Origin of the sequence: Lysinibacillus canaveralius (assembly GCF_047301505.1) — a bacterium.
GTDB lineage: Bacteria > Bacillota > Bacilli > Bacillales_A > Planococcaceae > Lysinibacillus_B.
This window is the reverse complement of the sequence record NZ_CP154840.1, coordinates 3,284,482-3,302,670: the sequence shown is the minus strand read 5'-3', so window position 1 is coordinate 3,302,670 and position 18,189 is coordinate 3,284,482. Positions and strand designations below refer to the sequence as shown.

Genomic DNA, 18,189 nt, shown 5'->3' with positions numbered 1-18,189 from the left:
TTCATGCAACAAAAGTGGTACAATGCCACTGAAGTAGAAGTGGGCTCTTTGAACGTAAAGCGCCATTTTTATATGGAAACAATTGAGGTAAACCGATTATCTGCCCTTGCCTTTTTTGCAGCTGGCGAAAAGTATAAGGGTGAGCGGTATTTTTGGCAAAACCGTGAGAAGACTTTAACACTTGTAGGTTTAGGACATGCTCATACAATTGAGAATAATGCAGGACATACGCGTTTTGATGAAGTGGCGCGAGAATGGAAGCAATTAACGAAAAATATTGTAAAGGAAGAGGATCTTCAGCCTATTTTATTTGGTGGATTTACGTTTGATCCGCAAAATGAAATTAAGGGGGAATGGTCTGCCTTTCCACAGAGCTTTTTTACTGTTGCTACATTTCAGCTAGTCATCCGTCATGACAAAGCATTTGTAAGCATTCACTATATCACTGAGGAAGAAAATAGTGCCCACATATTTGAGCAATTAAGACATGAGCGGGACCATCTAATTCATGCAGCACAAGTGAAGGAAGTTAAAACGTATAAAAAACCTGTTATGACAAATCATAGAGAGCCATATAAAGAAGAATATTTACAATCAATTCAGCAGGTAACAGAATGCATTAAAGCAGGAGACGCACAAAAAGTGGTTATTGCTCGTTCATTAGCTCTTCAATTTGAAGAAAAGGTAGCATCTCCGCAGATCTTGTCACATGTTATTCATGAACAGCCGGAAAGCTATTTGTTTGGGCTGGAGCATGACGATATGCTGTTTTTCGGTGCATCTCCAGAACGGCTTGTAAAAGTGGAGGAAGGACAAGCCTTTTCTTCATGTATAGCAGGCTCCATTCGACGCGGGCAAACATCTGATGAAGATAAGCAATTAGGGCAGGCATTGTTAAATGATGAAAAGAATCGCGGGGAGCATCATTATGTTGTCGAGATGATTTCAGAGACATTTAAAAAGAACTGTTTAAATGTGAAATTTCCAAAGCAGCCAAAACTATTGAAAATCCGTGATATTCAACACTTGTATACACCGGTAGAGGGAACTTTGAATGATGGGGCAACAATTTTGCAGCTTGTGAAGGATCTACATCCGACTCCGGCATTAGGCGGTGTGCCTCGTCAAGAAGCACTGGAGATGATTCGTACCTTTGAGCCAATGAACCGTGGCCTTTATGCGGCACCAATTGGCTGGGTTGATGCAGATGGCAATGGAGAATTTGCTGTTGCAATTCGTTCGGCTGCCTTACTTGGTGATCGAGCCTTTTTATATGCAGGAGGAGGCATTGTAGGGGATTCCACACCACAATCCGAATATGAGGAGACGCTGGTGAAATTCCGTCCGATGCTGCGCGCCTTAGGAGGAAATTTAGGTGAATGAACGTAATATCTTATCCAATTATGTATATACAATTGTAACGAGTTTGGTAAATAACGGAGTAGAGCAGGCAGTAGTCAGTCCAGGTTCACGCTCGACTCCATTAGCGTATGCAATAGCTCATACGAAGGAAATTGAGATGTTCCGGCAGGTGGATGAGCGTGCGGCAGGCTTCTTTGCCTTAGGCCTCGCAAAGGCTTCAGGTAAACCAGTTGTTTTATTATGCACTTCGGGAACAGCAGCGGCGAACTACTATCCGGCAATCGTAGAGGCAAAAAATGCACGTATTCCTCTTATTGTTGTTACAGCTGATCGTCCGCATGAATTACGTGAGGTAGGCGCGCCCCAAACAATTAATCAACTCCATTTATATGGAGAGCAAGTGAAATGGTTTGCCGAATATCCGATTCCGGATGAGGCAAAGCAAACATTGCCTTTTATCGAACGGCATACAGCACGGGCTGTTGCTGTTGCTACAAGCGCTCCATATGGACCTGTCCATATAAATATTCCATTCCGGGAGCCGTTATTGATCGATTTTAAAGAAATGCCCAAGCCGCGCTTTAGTACTGCTGTAGTGAACGGATATGGGCTAGCACCTGAAGCCCGCCGTTTATTAGAGGAAGCGGTAGCACAGGCAGAAAAAGGCTTAGTTATTATCGGTGAGCTGCCGTTGAACACAGACAATATATTCATTTGGCGGTTGATCAGAAAGCTAAAATGGCCGGTCATCGTGGAAAGTCTATCAGGGTTACGAGGGAATGTTCCAGAAGACTGCGAGCCATATATCATCTCGACCTATGATGCTATTTTAAAGAATACAGCATTTAAACGCGTGGCGGCACCAGATACGGTTATTCGTATAGGAGCCCAGCCTGTATCAAAATTCTTATCTATCTTTTTAACGGAATCAATACCAAGAACATATATAGTAATTGATGAAGATCCAATGTTCCGGGATTCTACTCATATGACGACACATGCAATCCATGCATGTGTGAATGAATCATTTGATGAGCTGATATTGAACTCAAAATTAAGTCCAATCTACGCAGAAATATGGAAGCACGCCCAGCAAAAAGCATTATCTCAAATTGAACGTTATATCGAAGGGGAAAAGGATGAGGGAGCTCTTGTCGGGAAAATGATGCAACTGCTTCCTGAGCATAGTGATGTCTTTGCTTCAAGCAGTATGCCAATCCGTGATATTGATACATTCTACATGCCTGCTGCAAAAGATATTCGTATCGCGGCAAACCGGGGTGCAAATGGCATTGATGGTGTGATGTCCACGGCACTTGGCTATAGTGCGGCTACACCTGACAGAAACTCTTATTTACTGATCGGAGATTTGGCATTTCTGCATGACAGCAATGCTTTTGTAGCTGCCCGTTATCAGCAGCTGAAGCTGACCGTTGTAGTTATGAATAATGATGGCGGCGGTATCTTCTCTTATCTGCCACAGGCTTCTGTAGAGCGGCATTATGAGGATCTGTTTGGCACTCCAACCGGGCTAACCTTTGAACATTTGGCTGCCATGTATGATTTACAATATACTAGGGTCGAAGGAATGAAAGCGTTTGAACAGGCATTAGCGGAGCCAAGTCAAAAGCCTATTCGATTGATTGAAGTAATGACAGATAGGGAAGAAAATTTGATTACTCACCGTAAATTATGGCAGGCAATTAACGAGGAGCTGGACAAATGGCTTTCCTAAAAGTAAAAGGGATCAATGTTCATATTCAAGTTTGGAATGAATCAGCAGATCAAACGATTGTTATGCTGCACGGCTTTACCGGGTCGACTCACACATGGGAACCGATAGCTCATCAGCTTTCTAGTTTTCGTATTGTAGCTATTGATTGTATTGGGCACGGCAAGACAGACAGCCCTGGCGATTCATCACTTTATGAAATGAACAGTCAGATCGAAGTACTGGAGGAAATATGCCGGCAGCTTCGGCTTGATAGTTTTATCCTTGTCGGTTATTCAATGGGTGGTCGAATTGCGCTCAGCTATGCAGTAAAATACCCTAATCGAATCAAGACACTTCTTCTGGAAAGCGCATCACCAGGTTTGAAATCTGAGGAAGAACGGGTATTACGCAGAAAGGCTGATAGCTTATTAGCTGATAAGATAGAAGCGGACGGTATTGAAAAATTCGTGGATACATGGGAAAATATTTCTCTTTTTGCTACGCAGAAAAGGCTTCCGTTAAGCATGCAGCAACAAATAAGAAAAGAGCGGCTTCAGCAGCATGCAATTGGTCTTGCAAACAGCCTTCGTGGCATGGGCACAGGAATGATGCCGTCATTATGGGAAAAGCTAAGAGAGCTGGAAATACCCGTAATTTTAATTACCGGAGAACTGGATGTGAAGTTTGAGAATATTGCCCGGGAAATGACTGCATTAATCAAAAAAGTGCGGCATTTGACAGTAAATGACGTCGGACACGCAATTCATGTGGAAAATTCGTCAGAGTTTGCTACAATAATAAAGGAAACGATTTCATCAAATTTTTAGGAGGACTATACAATGACAACACGTCAATGGACTTCACTACATACTTACGAAGATATTAAGTATGAGTTCTACAACGGGATCGCTAAAATTACGATCAACCGTCCAGAAGTGCGTAATGCATTCCGTCCGAAAACGGTAATGGAAATGATCGACGCATTTTCACGTGCACGTGACGATAAAAACGTCGGTGTAATTATCTTAACAGGTGAAGGGGAAATGGCATTCTGCTCAGGCGGCGACCAAAAAGTGCGCGGTCATGGCGGCTATGTAGGCGAAGACGAGATTCCGCGTCTGAATGTACTTGATTTACAACGCTTAATCCGTGTTATCCCTAAACCAGTCGTAGCGATGGTTGCAGGCTATGCAATCGGTGGTGGACATGTATTGCATGTCGTATGTGATTTAACGATTGCAGCTGACAATGCACGTTTCGGACAAACAGGACCAAAAGTAGGCTCATTTGATGCTGGTTACGGTTCAGGCTACCTGGCTCGCATCGTAGGTCATAAAAAGGCACGCGAGATTTGGTATTTATGCCGTCAATACGACGCACAACAAGCGCTTGATATGGGCTTAGTAAACACTGTAGTACCATATGAGCAATTAGAAGATGAAACAGTTCAATGGTGTGAAGAAATGCTTGAAATGTCTCCAACTGCGCTACGCTTCTTAAAGGCAGCAATGAATGCAGATACAGATGGTCTAGCAGGTCTTCAACAAATGGCTGGCGATGCTACACTTCTTTACTACACAACAGATGAAGCAAAAGAAGGCCGCGACGCATTTAAAGAAAAACGTAAACCAGACTTCGGTCAATTCCCACGTTTCCCGTAAATCGATTTATCATAAGTAAGAAGGGTACTTGTGCCCTTTTTAAAATGAAGACAAAGTCATTTTATGACTTTGTCTTCACTTCTTTTTAGCTTATTTTACAAAAAGAAGTTTCACCCCGACTGTCTTTGAAAACGTTTGTCAGGTAAGCAGCACTGGATGAAAGTGTTTGTCAAAAGTCTGAGAAAGTTAACTGTACCTTTCTTATTTTTCCACTTGCTTTTCCTTTAACAAAATAATTAAGATTAGGATAGTAGAGTAAAAATACCGCAAGCAACGATAAGCAGGGGGTGAAATAGAAAAATGGATGCTACTGAATATGAGAAACTAAAGAATAAACTTACCTCCCTTTTTGAATATAATAAAGATGCTATTTTGTATCTCGATAAAAAAGGAAATATTTTAGATGCCAATCCGGCTTTTATCGCTATAAGCGGCTTTGAAAAAAGCAAAATAGTAGATTGTCATTTTCAACAATTCATCATTAATGAACCAGGTGAAGAAGAGCATGCGAATCTTTCGTTAGATGAGCTGTATTTTTTAGATAGACGTTTTCGATTGATCGCTGAAGGTAATGTAACTGTTTCTTGTTTGATGCGTTTAAATCCTATCAAAGAGGATGACTGTCTTGTAGGATATTTTTTAATTATGAAAAGCATGGTTGAATTAGATAAGATTGCAGAGCGATATTTGGATAGTGAACTGAATTACCGGATAATCGCTGAAAATATTCAAGATGTCTTGGTTTTAATGAATAAGAATTTAAATTATCTTTATGTTTCTCCTTCTAGCAAAGAGATTTTCGGTTTTGATTACACAGATTTTCATGACCGGGAGCCATTTTTTAATATTCACCCTGATTATATAGAGGAGCTTACAAATAACTTTACAGCTGCTCTTGAAAAAGATGAAACGTTTGATATGAAGCTCCAGGCTCTTCATACAGAGCGTGGTTGGATATGGGCCGAGGTCAAAGGGAACCCCGTTTATGATAGAGAGGGCCATTTTTTGCATATGTTATTGGTTGCTAGGGATATTTCAAAAGAAAAGCAGCAGGAAGACCATTTAAAATATTTTGCTTATCATGATATGTTAACAGGATTACCAAACCGCCGTATGTTCAGCGATCACTTAGATACAGCAATATCGATGCTTTCAAAAAAGCACTCTCCATTTATTCTTATGTTATTGGACATAGATAATTTTAAACAAATTAATGATTCATATGGACATGAAATTGGCGATAAAGTCATTATTGAATTTGGTAATCGGTTAAAACGGGTGATAGAAGAACAGGGACTCGTGGCGAGGTTAGGCGGGGATGAATTTGTTATATTAGTATCAGGCACAGCTGATAAAGGATATGTGAAAAATATCGCTCAACAAATTAATGAAGCAGTTAAAGAGCCAATAGTCATACAGCATACAAAGCTGGAAATCACCACTAGTATAGGGGTCGTGTTTATGGAAGAGCCTTCCTTAACAGCAGCTCAGGCATTGCGGTATGCCGACGAGGCATTATATAAAGGAAAAAGTCTTGGAAAGAATACTTTTAATATCTATGAGAAGAAATAACGGGGCAGATTTAAGCCCCTTTTCATATTGTAGGGGGGAACATATATGCAGCCGAATTGGTTAGCACAGCGCAGCTATTTGACACCTAATCGAATTGGTTTGAGTTATTATCACGAAAAATGGACATTTAAAGAACTTTATGAGGAAGCGGTCCGGATTGCTGAAAAGCTGGCAGCATTTCATTTACATAAAGGAGATCGCATCGCACTTTTAGCCCCTTCCCGTCCTGAACTCATACTGATGATATATGGCTGTATGGAAAGAGGAATAGAGATTGTTTTATTGAATGGAAGGCTATCACCATATGAACTGCAGTATCAGATTCAGGATGCCGAAGTAAAGGCGGTTCTTGTTCATGAAGAAGAAAAGCAAAAGCTTCCTGAGGATGTCGAATATATTCTATTTACTGAGGTCTTTCATGCTGAGGGAGTTGAAATAGAAGCAGTAGAAGAATGGGATGATGAAGCAACCATTTCCATTATGTATACATCAGGGACGACCGGATTTCCAAAAGGGGTTCGGCAGACGGTCCGAAATCACAGTTCAAGTGCGATAAGCTCCGCCCTGAATTTAGGCCTGAAGGAAGATGACGTGTGGCTATGTACGGTGCCAATTTTTCATATTAGCGGCTTTTCAATTTTAATGAGGTCCTTGCTGTACGGCATGCAAGTACGTTTATATGAGAAGTTCGATGTGACCTTGTGTGCGGCTGAAATTGCACAAGGATTGGTGACGAGAATGTCAGCAGTTGCTGTAATGCTAGAACGGGTTCTTTCTTACATGGAGGAACATGGACTAAAAGCCCATCCAAATTTTAGTTCTATTCTTGCGGGAGGCGGACCGGTTCCAGTGGATTATTTGAAAAGGGCAGAGAGGCTGCAGCTGCAGGTAGTCCAGACGTATGGCATGACAGAAACATCTTCCCAGACAGCTACATTAAGCAGTGAGGATGCTATGCAAAAAGCAGGTTCTGCAGGAAAACCGCTGTTTTTCAATCAAATTCGAATTGAAGGTTCTAAAAAGCCAACGGACGAAGGGGAAATTTGTATTCGCGGTCCGCATGTAACACCTGGTTATATTGGACGCTTTGCAACCCGTCCTGCATTGGATGCAGGCTGGTTGAAGACAGGTGATATCGGTTATCTGGATGAAGAAGGCTATTTATATGTTATCGATCGCCGGGCAGATTTAATCATCTCAGGTGGAGAAAATATTTACCCGGCTGAAATTGAAAATGTGCTGCTCGCCCACCCATCGGTTAAGGAAGCAGGCGTATGCGGAATGGATGATAGTGTATGGGGGCAGGTGCCGGTTGCTTTTGTTGTCTTAAAGAAAGAGGCAGCTGCTGAGGAACTTCTTTCCTTCTGTAAAATGAGATTAGCATCTTATAAATTGCCGAAGAATATTATTTTCATCGATGAATTACCTCGTAATGGGTCAAATAAACTTGTACGGAGAAAGTTAAAGGAGCTTTTGCAATAGAGAGAGGCGTCTTGGCATCATAATTTGCGACAAATCCTTTGTAGTAAAGAGGAGGATAGGGTGTTGATTACATCCAAGTCATAAGAGCTATTAGTAGATATGTAGGAAGAAAATAGAGCTATTCAGAAAATTAAAACTTTCTGAGTAGTTCTTTTTTTATGATTACATTTTTAAAAAGCCGAATATCTCCTCGTAAAGATAAAAAGAATAATAGCAATTTGATAGTCCATGTTTATCATCTTTTGGTTCTTGGGTATTTTTAAACGAAAGAATCATATAATGCAAAGATGATGACAACTAAGGAAAAGGGGGGCTGACTTTGAAAAAGCTAGGGAGATTACTGGGGTTAATAACCTTATGCAGCGGGCTTGGTGCTTCTATTATGTCGACTACGGCCATGGCTGACCAAACAGCTTATGATTCGGAGTTATATAGTGAAATCTATGATGGTATTGCTTCCTTTGAGCCTTCCTTCACAGTCTCATATAAGGGAGAGGAAGAAGCGGTAGAAGAGCAACTCAAGCTAATTCTACATGACATTCGTAAAAAGGACAGTTATTCATATGAAAATATGACAAGATTAGAGGCTAGTATAAAACAAATGGGAGATGAGATGAATCTCCAATTTAGCATCGACTTTTTAACAACAAAAGAAAAAGAAAAATACGTGGATGAGCGGGTGGAAGAAATACTTTCTAACATTCGGAAAGAAAAACTTTCACACCAGGATATGATTAAAGCTGTCCATGACTATATTGTACTTAATATCGAATACTCAGACAATACACAAGGAAGTAGTCATAGTACTTATACAGCCTTGACGGAAAACAAAGGGGTTTGCCAGGCATATTCACTGCTTATGCACAAAATGCTATCAGAGCTCGGGATTGAAGCGCAATATATTAAGGGAAAGGCTGGAGGGGCGGCTCACAGCTGGAATCTTGTAAAGGTAGCGGGAGAGTGGCGACATATTGATGCCACTTGGGATGATCCATTAGATAATAAGGAAGACACAATCCGTTATAACTACTTCCTGAAAACAGACAAAGAAATGAAAAAGACGCATTCATGGAATACAGCAGATTACCCTAAAGCATTTAGTAAGAGATAGATTGCCCTGAAAAAGAAAGAAGACAATACCGTATTTGAGCCGGCATTGTCTTTTTTTGTGTTTATTATTCTAAAAAAACTTGAATCTATTTGCCATTCCGATTACTGCAGAGCAGTTTTCAATGCTTCCATATTTTTCTTCATTAATGTGAAATAGGTTTCATCATTGCTGATGTCCTCAGATGTTAAAACGCTTAGGTTATGCAAAGTCAGTGTTTCGGCGCCTACTTCTTTTTGAATGACTTCTGTAAGTTTTGAAGATACATTTTGTTCAAAGAAAATATACTGAATGTCTTCCTCTTTTGCTAGGTCGACAATTGTCATTAGCTCTTTTTGGGAAGGTTCACTTTGTGAATTTAACCCTGCGACAGGTACTTGAGTAAAACCATAATGGCCTGCAATGTAGCCAAATGCTGCGTGTGATACAAAGAATGTTTTCTTGGATGTTTCAGCGGCCATTGACTCAAATTCAGCATGAAGTTCATCTAGCTCTGTTGCAAGTTTGTCATAGTTTTCAGTAAAAGCAGCTTCATGTTCAGGCATAGCTTTAACAAGTTCATCCTTGATAACAGCAGCTAAATCTTTAGAAATAACAGGGGAAAGCCAAACGTGGGAATCATGCTCTTCCCCATGCCCGTGGGAGTCTTCTCCCTCATGGTCATGGTCGTGCTCTTCTTCATGCCCATGGGAGTCTTCACCTTCATGGTCATGCTCTTCTTCAGCATGTACATGGCCAGTAGAAATATCAAGCATATCCTCACTTACATTATCAGCTGTAGAGACTAATTTTACATGCTCATTAGCCAATGTTGTTTTTGCTTTTTCTACAAATCCTTCAAGCCCTAGACCAATATAGAAAAATAAATCCGCGTCTGCTAAAGTCATCATATCTTTTTGTGTTGGCTCAAATGTATGCTCGTTAGCCCCGGGAGGATAAATGGAAGAGACTTCTACATATTCGCCGCCAATGCGTTCAGCAAAATATTGCAGGGGATAAACCGTCGTATAAATGGATAATGTGTTATCCGTTCCACTTGTATTGGAGTCCTTTTCCTTTTCTTTTTCGTCTCCGCCGCATGCAGCAAGTACAAGAGCAGCAATTGATAAAAGAAGGAAGGGTAAAAACTTTTTCATTTTGTTCACCTCTTAATTGTAATTATTACGATTTAAATTCAACATTGATTATAATACAGGAAAGAAACGAAAAAGACAATAAAAAATAGCCTTCGAAATTATTTTTTTTTCGAAGGCCATTCTTCAGGTACAGGATCAAACCCTCCTGGATGAAACGGCTGGCATTTTAAAATACGGATTGTCGTCAAAATTATTCCTTTAATGGCACCATGTTTTTGGAATGCTTCCAACCCATAGCTTGAACATGTGGGATGGAAACGGCAAGATGGCGGAGTCATTGGAGAGATATACTTTCGATACAAGCGAATTAGCCAAATAAAAGGATATTTCATTATTTGTTATCCACCTTCTGATAAGTCTGCTTTGCAGCAAAGTTATGTTGTTTCGCTACTGAAAAGATAGCAACAGCAAAACTTGATACGACAACAATTAAAATTAATGGTAAACTCAATCTCCTCACCTCATTCTCTATTATAAAGCGATTTCAAGAGATTTTGTTCTACAATCTCTTGAACAGTTGATACTATTCTTAAAAATTCTACATATATCCATTTTAAGAACTAGAAAAGTGGGTATAATACCTATGATAATTAATTTAATTATCCATTAACTTGATGAGGTGATCTTATGGCGAAAAAAACATTAGATAAACAGTTGAATGAATTAGTAGCAACATGGTCAGTACTTTACACGAAGCTACATAACTATCATTGGTATGTAAGCGGACCATCATTTTTTACATTACACGCAAAATTTGAAGAATTATATAATGAAGTAACATTGTCGCTCGATGAAGTTGCTGAACGTATTTTATCAAAAGGCGGCAAGCCAGTTGCAACAATGAAAGAGCATTTGGAACTTTCATTAGTCAAAGAACCAACAGGCTCGGAAACAGCTGAAGAAATGGTGCAGTCCATTATTGATGATTTCGATGTGTTAAAGAAAGCATTGAAGGAAGCAATGGAAACAGCTTCTGAAGAAGGCGATGACAGAACGGAAGACTTATTAAATGCAAAAGTTCAAAGCCTGGAAAAACATACATGGATGTTATCTGCATTCCTTGGCAACTAATCAACTTATTTGTTTAAAATGCGGCCTCTAAAAGGAGGTCGCATTTTGTGTATAAACCCTCAAGCCGCTACTTATACTATTAGTGAGGTGGCTTATATGGAAAAACACATGTACTATATATCGGTTCCGCATTTAACATGCACAGCTTATCCAGGTATGAGACCGTACGATTTTAAAATGGAGTTAGAGCCTCACAAGGCGAGAGTGTTTCAAAAATTGTTTGCATCTATTTACCAGCTTGAAACATCAAATATGGTTCGTGCCCATTTACCATTTATCCCTTATCATATGGATGAACTGAATCATGATATCGACCATCGTTACAAGCAAATATATGCGCTGATTCATGAATATGGTGACGATCAAACAAAAGAATTTGTGGAGAAAATGCCTTTTTTCAGTTGAAGCGCTGACATCCCTTCGCTACACTTAAAATTAGTTAGGAGTTGAAGGGATGTTTACATTCATAGATGAAAATGGACTTGAAGTAGTTCTGCGATTTGACAAAGGCCCGTTTGAGGTGGAGCCAAGACATGTGCTGGCTCTAGTAAAATATGAGAATAAGTGGCTCTGTACTGAGCACTTTACGCGAGGAATTGAATTCCCCGGAGGAAAGCAAGAGAAGGGAGAGACGCTTATTGAAGCGGCAATCCGTGAAGTATATGAAGAAACACAAGTAAAGGTGAAGGACGCTGAATGGTTTGCCTATTATGTAGTGTATGACAAAATCCCCTTTTGCAAGGCTGTTTTTACAGCTAGCGTAGAAGAGATAGAAGAGTTCATTGGGGAATATGAAACAGTTGCAAGACACTGGCTGACAGAAGAAGAATTACTTGCACATCCAAACTTGAGTTTTTATATGCGTGATGATGGAATGAAAAAGATGTTACAGGAAGTGAAGACACATGCAAGACAATGGTAAAATCACATCCATACGTAAATATCCTTCACCAAATCCCCATATCCGGTTGGATGAAATTACATACTGGTCAGATGGGCTTCGAGTAAAGGGATTACTGGCAAGACCGATTAAGAAGGCTCATACTGAGGCAATGCTTTATCTGCGCGGAGGCATGCAGTCTATTGGTATGGTGAGACCGGCTAGAATTGCTCAATTTGCTATGCAGGGATTTACCGTATTTGCTCCCTATTATAGGGGGAACCGCGGCGGAGAGGGAAGAGATGAATTTGCGGGTGATGACCGCTACGATGCTGTATATGGTGTTGACATAGTGAAACAGTTTGTCGAATGTGAAAATGTACATGTATATGGTTTTTCACGTGGAGGACTGATGGCATTGTGGACGGCTATCTTAAGAGAGGACATCGCTTCTGTCGTAACTTGGGCGGGAGTATCAGATGCTGCGGCTACTTATTGGGAGCGAATTGATATGCGCAGAGGACTGCGGCGTGTCATTGGGGGCACGCCAAAAAAAGTTCCAGAGCGTTATGATGACCGGACTCCTCTATTTGAAATTGAAAAAATGAAAGCACCGGTTTTGATCATTCACGGCACGAGTGATCAGCATGTAGATATTGAGCATGCTTATCAGTTAGAGTACTGTCTTCAGGATGCAGGGAAGTTCTATGAAACATGGTATTCCTACGGGCTGAAACATCATTACCCGCCAGAAGTAAATTCAGAAACAGTTCGTGCCCTTTGTGGATGGATGAAGGGAAAGGGTGTAGAATAAATAGAGCGGCTTCTATGAAAGGAAGCTGCTTTTTCTTATTTAGGCTGCTGCATAACTTTCTAACACATTTTGTCAGATGTAAGCATAGAGTTTACAGGTATTTATTCTATCAGGGGAATAGGGGGAGAGGCTTTCTCCACACAAAAAGGAGCAGCTATATAAGCTGCTCCTTTTAATTTATAAGGATGTGGTTACTGCGTGGAACGGAAAATAGCTCTTCCTTATACTAAAGGCCCGCCTTTTTTCACGATCTCTTCAGAAACATCTTCAAATTTCTTGAAGTTATTATTGAATAGCCCAGCAAGCTCTGTAGCTTTTTTATCATATGCCGCTTTGTCAGCCCAAGCTTCACGCGGGTTTAATACTTCGGATGGTACACCTTCAACAGCGACAGGAATGTTTAATCCAAATACACCATCTTGGATTGTCTCTACTTCATTTAACTTACCTTCAATTGCAGCACGAACCATTGTACGTGTATAAGAAAGTTTCATACGAGAACCTACACCATATTCGCCGCCAGTCCAGCCAGTGTTAACTAAGAACACTTGTGAGCCGTGCTCGTCGATTTTCTTTCCTAGCATTTCAGCATAAACTGTCGCCGGAAGAGGTAAGAATGGAGAACCGAAACATGTTGAGAATACTGGTTCTGGCTCTGTAACACCGCGCTCTGTGCCAGCCAACTTCGAAGTGAAGCCGCTCAAGAAGTGGTACATCGCTTGCTCTTTCGTTAATTTAGAGATTGGAGGTAGTACGCCAAAAGCATCTGCAGTTAAGAAAACAATTGTTTTTGGATGACCTGCAACCGACGGTGTTACGATATTATCGATATAATGGATTGGATAAGCTACACGTGTATTTTCAGTTAATGAACCATCACTATAATCACAAATGCGTGTTTCAGGATGAACAGCGACATTTTCAAGTACAGCGCCGAACTTGATTGCATTGTAAATTTCCGGTTCCTTTTCAGCAGAAAGGTTGATTGTTTTTGCGTAGCATCCGCCTTCAACATTGAATACACCGTTGTCAGACCAGCCATGCTCATCATCACCAATCAGCTTGCGGTCAGCATCAGCCGATAAAGTCGTTTTACCAGTACCTGAAAGACCGAAGAATAATGCTACATCGCCTTCCTCACCTACATTGGCAGAACAGTGCATTGGGAAAATCCCTTGTTCTGGTAACAGATAATTCATAATACCGAAGATTGATTTTTTCATTTCACCAGCGTACTCTGTACCACCTATAAGGATGATTCTCTTTTCCATTGATGTGATGATGAAAGTTTCTGATGCTGTACCATCAACTGCTGGATCAGCCTTGAAAGATGGTGCTGATACGATTGTGAACTGTGATTCGTGATCCGTTAATTCTTCAGCTGTTGGGCGGATGAATAATTGATGACAGAAAAGATTATGCCAAGCATATTCGTTTATAACTTGGATTGATAGCTGAGAGTCTTTGTCAGCTCCTGCAAATCCTTTAAACACGAATAACTCGTCTTTCTCTTTTAAGTAGTTAATCACTTTTACGTAAAGGTTGTCGAAAATTTCTGTCGAGATTGGTCGATTTACTTTTCCCCAGTCAATTTTATCTTTAGAAGCATCTTCTTCTACCATATATTTATCTTTAGGAGAACGGCCAGTATACTTACCAGTTTCAGCACGTAAAGCGCCATCTACTGTCAATGTAGCTTCCCCACGAGATGTAGCCTTTTCAACTAATTCTGGTACAGATAGTTGAACGTTAATATTTGCCCCGCTTAATAATTCCTTCAGTTCGTTGTTGATATCTACTGAATTCATCGATTAAATACCATCCTTTTTTATATAGTTCCCCTAGGTGAGGGAGGTTAGTTACTAATTCAAAAATAGTATAACACATTGATTTAAATAATCTATACTAATTGTGAATTTATTTTATGAATTTTTTATATTCCATAAAACCATTATAAATCGTTTGACAAGATGAAACAAATTTCGTACCATGTACAATTGAACGGATACTCTTATCCCGAGCTGGTGGAGGGTCAGGCCCTATGAAACCCGGCAACCTGCAATACGATTATCGTAACGTGTTGGTGCCAACCTGATGCAAGGATATAATCCTTGAACGATAAGAGTGAAAGGTAACGAAAACATGACTCCTTTCCTCATACATGAGCGAAGGGATTTTTTTGTTTTAAATGCGAAAAGAGCAGTTTAAGGAATTACTGTTATATCGTCCTTATAAAGAAAGACATATAAGCAGGCTGAGCTTCTCTTTGTTATTCCGGGCCTTTCTAAATCCTCGTGTAAAAGTTAGCAGCGGCTTTTTTAATCCGTACGGGTAGACATACATGGGTAATGAGTACCGTATCAAATACGCGCTTTCGCGCAAGGTATTTTTAGGAGGAAAACAAATGACAAACCGTCGACTGTTTACATCAGAAAGTGTAACAGAAGGGCATCCAGACAAAATTTGCGACCAAATTTCAGATGCCATTTTAGATGCTATTCTAGCAGAAGATCCAAACGCTCGCGTAGCGTGCGAAACAACTGTTACGACAGGACTTGTATTAGTATCCGGTGAAGTAACGACATCTACATATGTAGATATTAAAGGAATTGTACGTGATACAGTAGAACAAATTGGCTATACACGCGGAAAATATGGTTTTGATGCTGAAAACCTAGCCGTACTGGTAGCTCTTGGTGAGCAATCGCCTGATATCGCACAAGGTGTTGACCAAGCGCTTGAAGCTCGCGAAGGCGCAATGACTGACGAAGAACTAGAGGCAATCGGTGCCGGAGACCAGGGCTTAATGTTTGGTTATGCATGCAATGAGACACCAGAACTGATGCCGCTGCCTATCAGTTTGGCACATAAGCTGGCTCGTCGCCTGACAGAAGCTCGTAAATCAGGTGAACTGCCTTATCTGCGTCCAGATGGAAAAACACAAGTAACTGTAGAATATGACGAAAACAACCAACCTGCACGTGTGGATACAATTGTTTTATCTACACAGCATGACGAAGAAGTAACATTAGAGCAAATTCAAAAAGACATTAAAGAAGTGGTAATCAATAAAGTAGTACCCGCAAACTTAATTGATGTAAACACGAAATATTTCATTAATCCAACAGGCCGTTTTGTTATTGGCGGACCAAAAGGAGATGCAGGGCTTACTGGCCGTAAAATTATCGTTGATACATACGGTGGTTATGCGCGTCACGGCGGCGGTGCTTTCTCTGGTAAGGATGCTACAAAGGTTGACCGGTCAGCAGCCTACGCAGCACGTTATGTTGCGAAAAATATTGTAGCGGCAGAGCTTGCAGAGCGTGCTGAGGTACAGCTTGCGTATGCAATCGGTGTAGCTCGCCCTGTATCGATCGCTGTTGATACATTTGGCACTGGTAAAGTGGAAGAAAGCAAAATCGTGGAATGGGTACGTGAACTATTTGATTTACGTCCAGCCGGGATCATTAAAATGCTTGACCTGCGCCGTCCAATCTATAAACAAACAGCAGCTTATGGCCACTTTGGCCGTACAGACCTGGATGTACCATGGGAAAAAACGGACAAGGCTCAAGCGCTTCGCGAAAAAGCGGGCCTATAATTGAGTTGTGCCAGGATATGAAAAGGCCGTCACTTCATGTGGCGGCTTTTTTAGCAGATAAGGAAAGGGACCAGCGCTGGATAAGAGAACAATGCACACTCTTTTTCTGCGCTATAGCAGCTGAACCAAATGTCTAATACCGTTTGCCAGATTGAAAACTAATCTTTCATATTTTCACAAGGGCATAGAATCATCATCAATTTTAGAGCAGAAATCTCTTTAACATATTATATAATAGAAAAAAAGCCTCCATTAGGCGGCTTTCTGCTTGTTATTTTTGTAGTGATTTATAGTATTGCCCTTTTTCTACATACTCCCGAATGATTCGATCCATATCTGCACGGTCTTCAGGCGTAATTTCACGGACGACTTTTGCAGGACTGCCCATCGCTAAGGAGTTGGGAGGAATTTTTTTACCTGGAGGAACAAGGCTGCCGGCCCCTACAAAGGCGCCTTCTCCGATTTCGGCACCATCCAAAATAATAGAGCCCATACCAATAAGTGCTCGCTTGCGGACGACACAGCTATGTAATGTTACTTGGTGGCCAACTGTCACCTCATCCTCAATAATAAGAGGATTGTCGGGGCTTTGGTGAAGGCAGCTTAAATCCTGGATGCTCACACGGCTGCCTATGATTGTTGGAGCAACATCTCCGCGGATCACGGTGTTAAACCACACAGATGTTTCTGCCCCAATTGTAACGTCACCTGTAATTGTGACATAATCGGCAATAAAGGCAGATGGGTCTATGTTCGGATTTTTGTCTTTATAAGGGTAAATCATATTCTTTCGCCTCATTTCAAGCTAATATGTATAATTATCGTAACAAATAGTAAGTAGGAAATAAACAAACTTTTCAATTAATAACGAATGAGAATTTTAGGAGGAAGGCCGATGTGGAAATGGGATGCTGAGGGGCAGCCAAAAGCGGTTGTGGCAATTTTTCATAGTGCTTATGAGCACCATGCCTGGTATGCGTGGCTTATTGAAAAATTACGAGGCTCAGGATTTCACGTTGTAATGGGAGATTTACCGGGACACGGGGAGCAAGCAAAAAATCATCGCTACCATGATGAGGAGTTTCAAGAATATTATACTTATGCAAAACAGCTGATTCAGGTTGCTCATACAGATAATCTGCCGGTATTTATAATAGGAAATGGACTGGGAGCAACAATTGCTGCACGCGCATTATATCGTAATAAGTTCGACTGTGCAGGTCTCATAATGGTGTCACCTTGGCTCCATTTGAAGCTTGAACCAGGGAAGCTTTCGAAGGCTTTGTCGAGTCTGAGCGCGATTACATCAAACGTCAAGCTAAAACATGAAATCACCTATAATACATTGACACGTAACTTTGAAGTATATGGTGAGATGAAGGATGATGTACCTTTTAACACAGTTGTCACTGTGAAATGGTATCGTGAACTGCAGCAGCTTTTAAGAATGTGGAAAGACGCAGAGGTAAAGCTGCCTGCATTGCCTGTTCTTCTAATGACAGGCGGACGTGACAGTATCACGGATACGGCATATTCAAAGCAATGGCTCGTTCAACAAAATCTAACTCATTTTCAATATAAGGAATGGAAAGACAGCTTGAATAGTCTATTTTTTGAAATGGAACGGGAAGAGATCTTCCTGCTAACAAAAGATTTTATGAATAATAGTTTAAGGTCCCTCGGCTATATTATCTCCTAAAAGAGGCGCAATGAATAAATAGTTCATTGCGCTTTTTAACATTCTTCGACTATAAAAAAGGAATATTTCAAAAATTTTAAAAATTAGTT

At 40.7% G+C, this 18,189-nt stretch carries 17 protein-coding genes and 1 riboswitch; of the genes, 13 read left to right on the top strand and 4 right to left on the bottom strand.

The genetic code is table 11. The annotated features are described in order from the left end of the window. Positions 1 to 3: 3 nt before the first annotated feature. From AA0Y26_RS16645 to AA0Y26_RS16615, 7 genes are all read left to right on the top strand, one after another. Positions 4 to 1,383: an isochorismate synthase gene (locus AA0Y26_RS16645; protein WP_413363206.1), complete on the top strand. Its 1,380-nt coding sequence runs from the start codon at positions 4 to 6 to the stop codon at positions 1,381 to 1,383. Beyond that, positions 1,376 to 3,097 (top strand): 2-succinyl-5-enolpyruvyl-6-hydroxy-3-cyclohexene-1-carboxylic-acid synthase, encoded by a 1,722-nt coding sequence (gene menD / locus AA0Y26_RS16640; protein ID WP_413363205.1) that lies wholly within the window; start codon positions 1,376 to 1,378, stop codon positions 3,095 to 3,097. The genes AA0Y26_RS16645 and menD overlap by 8 nt, the downstream gene beginning before the upstream one ends. Beyond that, positions 3,085 to 3,903, top strand: coding sequence for a 2-succinyl-6-hydroxy-2,4-cyclohexadiene-1-carboxylate synthase (gene menH, locus AA0Y26_RS16635; RefSeq protein WP_413363204.1), 819 nt, complete (start codon positions 3,085 to 3,087; stop codon positions 3,901 to 3,903). The genes menD and menH overlap by 13 nt, the downstream gene beginning before the upstream one ends. Before the next feature lie 12 nt (positions 3,904 to 3,915). Beyond that, entirely contained in the window at positions 3,916 to 4,737 is an 822-nt protein-coding gene (gene menB, locus AA0Y26_RS16630) for a 1,4-dihydroxy-2-naphthoyl-CoA synthase (RefSeq protein WP_413363203.1), read from the top strand. 300 nt (positions 4,738 to 5,037) lie between these two features. Beyond that, the gene (locus AA0Y26_RS16625) at positions 5,038 to 6,309 is read left to right on the top strand and encodes a diguanylate cyclase domain-containing protein (RefSeq protein ID WP_413363202.1); all 1,272 of its coding nucleotides are present in this window, start codon (positions 5,038 to 5,040) and stop codon (positions 6,307 to 6,309) included. Between the two features lie 45 nt (positions 6,310 to 6,354). Further along, positions 6,355 to 7,791, top strand: coding sequence for an o-succinylbenzoate--CoA ligase (locus AA0Y26_RS16620; protein ID WP_413363201.1), 1,437 nt, complete (start codon positions 6,355 to 6,357; stop codon positions 7,789 to 7,791). A gap of 319 nt (positions 7,792 to 8,110) precedes the next feature. Continuing rightward, complete coding sequence (locus AA0Y26_RS16615; RefSeq protein WP_413363200.1) at positions 8,111 to 8,902, top strand: transglutaminase domain-containing protein; 792 nt, start codon at positions 8,111 to 8,113, stop codon at positions 8,900 to 8,902. A 101-nt stretch (positions 8,903 to 9,003) separates the two neighbouring features. Here the strand turns inward: AA0Y26_RS16615 and AA0Y26_RS16610 are convergent, their stop codons facing one another. Together AA0Y26_RS16610 and yidD are read right to left on the bottom strand one after the other, a co-directional pair. Further along, on the bottom strand, positions 9,004 to 10,035 hold the full coding sequence (locus AA0Y26_RS16610) for a metal ABC transporter solute-binding protein, Zn/Mn family (RefSeq protein ID WP_413363199.1): 1,032 nt from the start codon (positions 10,033 to 10,035) through the stop codon (positions 9,004 to 9,006). A 98-nt stretch (positions 10,036 to 10,133) separates the two neighbouring features. After that, positions 10,134 to 10,367 carry a membrane protein insertion efficiency factor YidD gene (gene yidD, locus AA0Y26_RS16605; RefSeq protein WP_413363198.1) on the bottom strand — a complete coding sequence of 78 codons (234 nt, stop codon included), beginning with the start codon at positions 10,365 to 10,367 and terminating at the stop codon, positions 10,134 to 10,136. 295 nt (positions 10,368 to 10,662) lie between these two features. Between yidD and AA0Y26_RS16600 the strand changes: the two genes are divergently transcribed. The 4 genes from AA0Y26_RS16600 (at position 10,663) to AA0Y26_RS16585 (ending at position 12,800) form a co-directional block, all read left to right on the top strand. Beyond that, positions 10,663 to 11,106, top strand: coding sequence for a Dps family protein (locus AA0Y26_RS16600; RefSeq protein ID WP_413363197.1), 444 nt, complete (start codon positions 10,663 to 10,665; stop codon positions 11,104 to 11,106). Positions 11,107 to 11,202: 96 nt separating this feature from the next. After that, on the top strand, positions 11,203 to 11,511 hold the full coding sequence (locus AA0Y26_RS16595) for a transposase (protein WP_413363196.1): 309 nt from the start codon (positions 11,203 to 11,205) through the stop codon (positions 11,509 to 11,511). Between the two features lie 49 nt (positions 11,512 to 11,560). After that, positions 11,561 to 12,028 carry an NUDIX domain-containing protein gene (locus tag AA0Y26_RS16590; RefSeq protein WP_413363195.1) on the top strand — a complete coding sequence of 156 codons (468 nt, stop codon included), beginning with the start codon at positions 11,561 to 11,563 and terminating at the stop codon, positions 12,026 to 12,028. After that, positions 12,012 to 12,800, top strand: coding sequence for an alpha/beta hydrolase family protein (locus AA0Y26_RS16585; RefSeq protein WP_413363194.1), 789 nt, complete (start codon positions 12,012 to 12,014; stop codon positions 12,798 to 12,800). The genes AA0Y26_RS16590 and AA0Y26_RS16585 overlap by 17 nt, the downstream gene beginning before the upstream one ends. Before the next feature lie 221 nt (positions 12,801 to 13,021). Here the strand turns inward: AA0Y26_RS16585 and pckA are convergent, their stop codons facing one another. After that, complete coding sequence (gene pckA / locus AA0Y26_RS16580) at positions 13,022 to 14,608, bottom strand: phosphoenolpyruvate carboxykinase (ATP) (RefSeq protein WP_413363193.1); 1,587 nt, start codon at positions 14,606 to 14,608, stop codon at positions 13,022 to 13,024. A gap of 200 nt (positions 14,609 to 14,808) precedes the next feature. Further along, positions 14,809 to 14,925: riboswitch (SAM riboswitch) on the top strand. Positions 14,926 to 15,204: 279 nt separating this feature from the next. On the opposite strand from pckA, the gene metK reads away from it, so the two are divergent. Beyond that, complete coding sequence (gene metK, locus AA0Y26_RS16575) at positions 15,205 to 16,401, top strand: methionine adenosyltransferase (RefSeq protein WP_413363192.1); 1,197 nt, start codon at positions 15,205 to 15,207, stop codon at positions 16,399 to 16,401. 271 nt (positions 16,402 to 16,672) lie between these two features. Here metK and AA0Y26_RS16570 read toward each other — a convergent pair whose 3' ends face one another. Next, positions 16,673 to 17,185 carry a gamma carbonic anhydrase family protein gene (locus tag AA0Y26_RS16570; protein WP_413363191.1) on the bottom strand — a complete coding sequence of 171 codons (513 nt, stop codon included), beginning with the start codon at positions 17,183 to 17,185 and terminating at the stop codon, positions 16,673 to 16,675. 111 nt (positions 17,186 to 17,296) lie between these two features. Here AA0Y26_RS16570 and AA0Y26_RS16565 point away from each other — a divergent pair, with 111 nt between their 5' ends. Then, on the top strand, positions 17,297 to 18,100 hold the full coding sequence (locus tag AA0Y26_RS16565; protein ID WP_413363190.1) for an alpha/beta hydrolase: 804 nt from the start codon (positions 17,297 to 17,299) through the stop codon (positions 18,098 to 18,100). Positions 18,101 to 18,189: the final 89 nt, after the last annotated feature.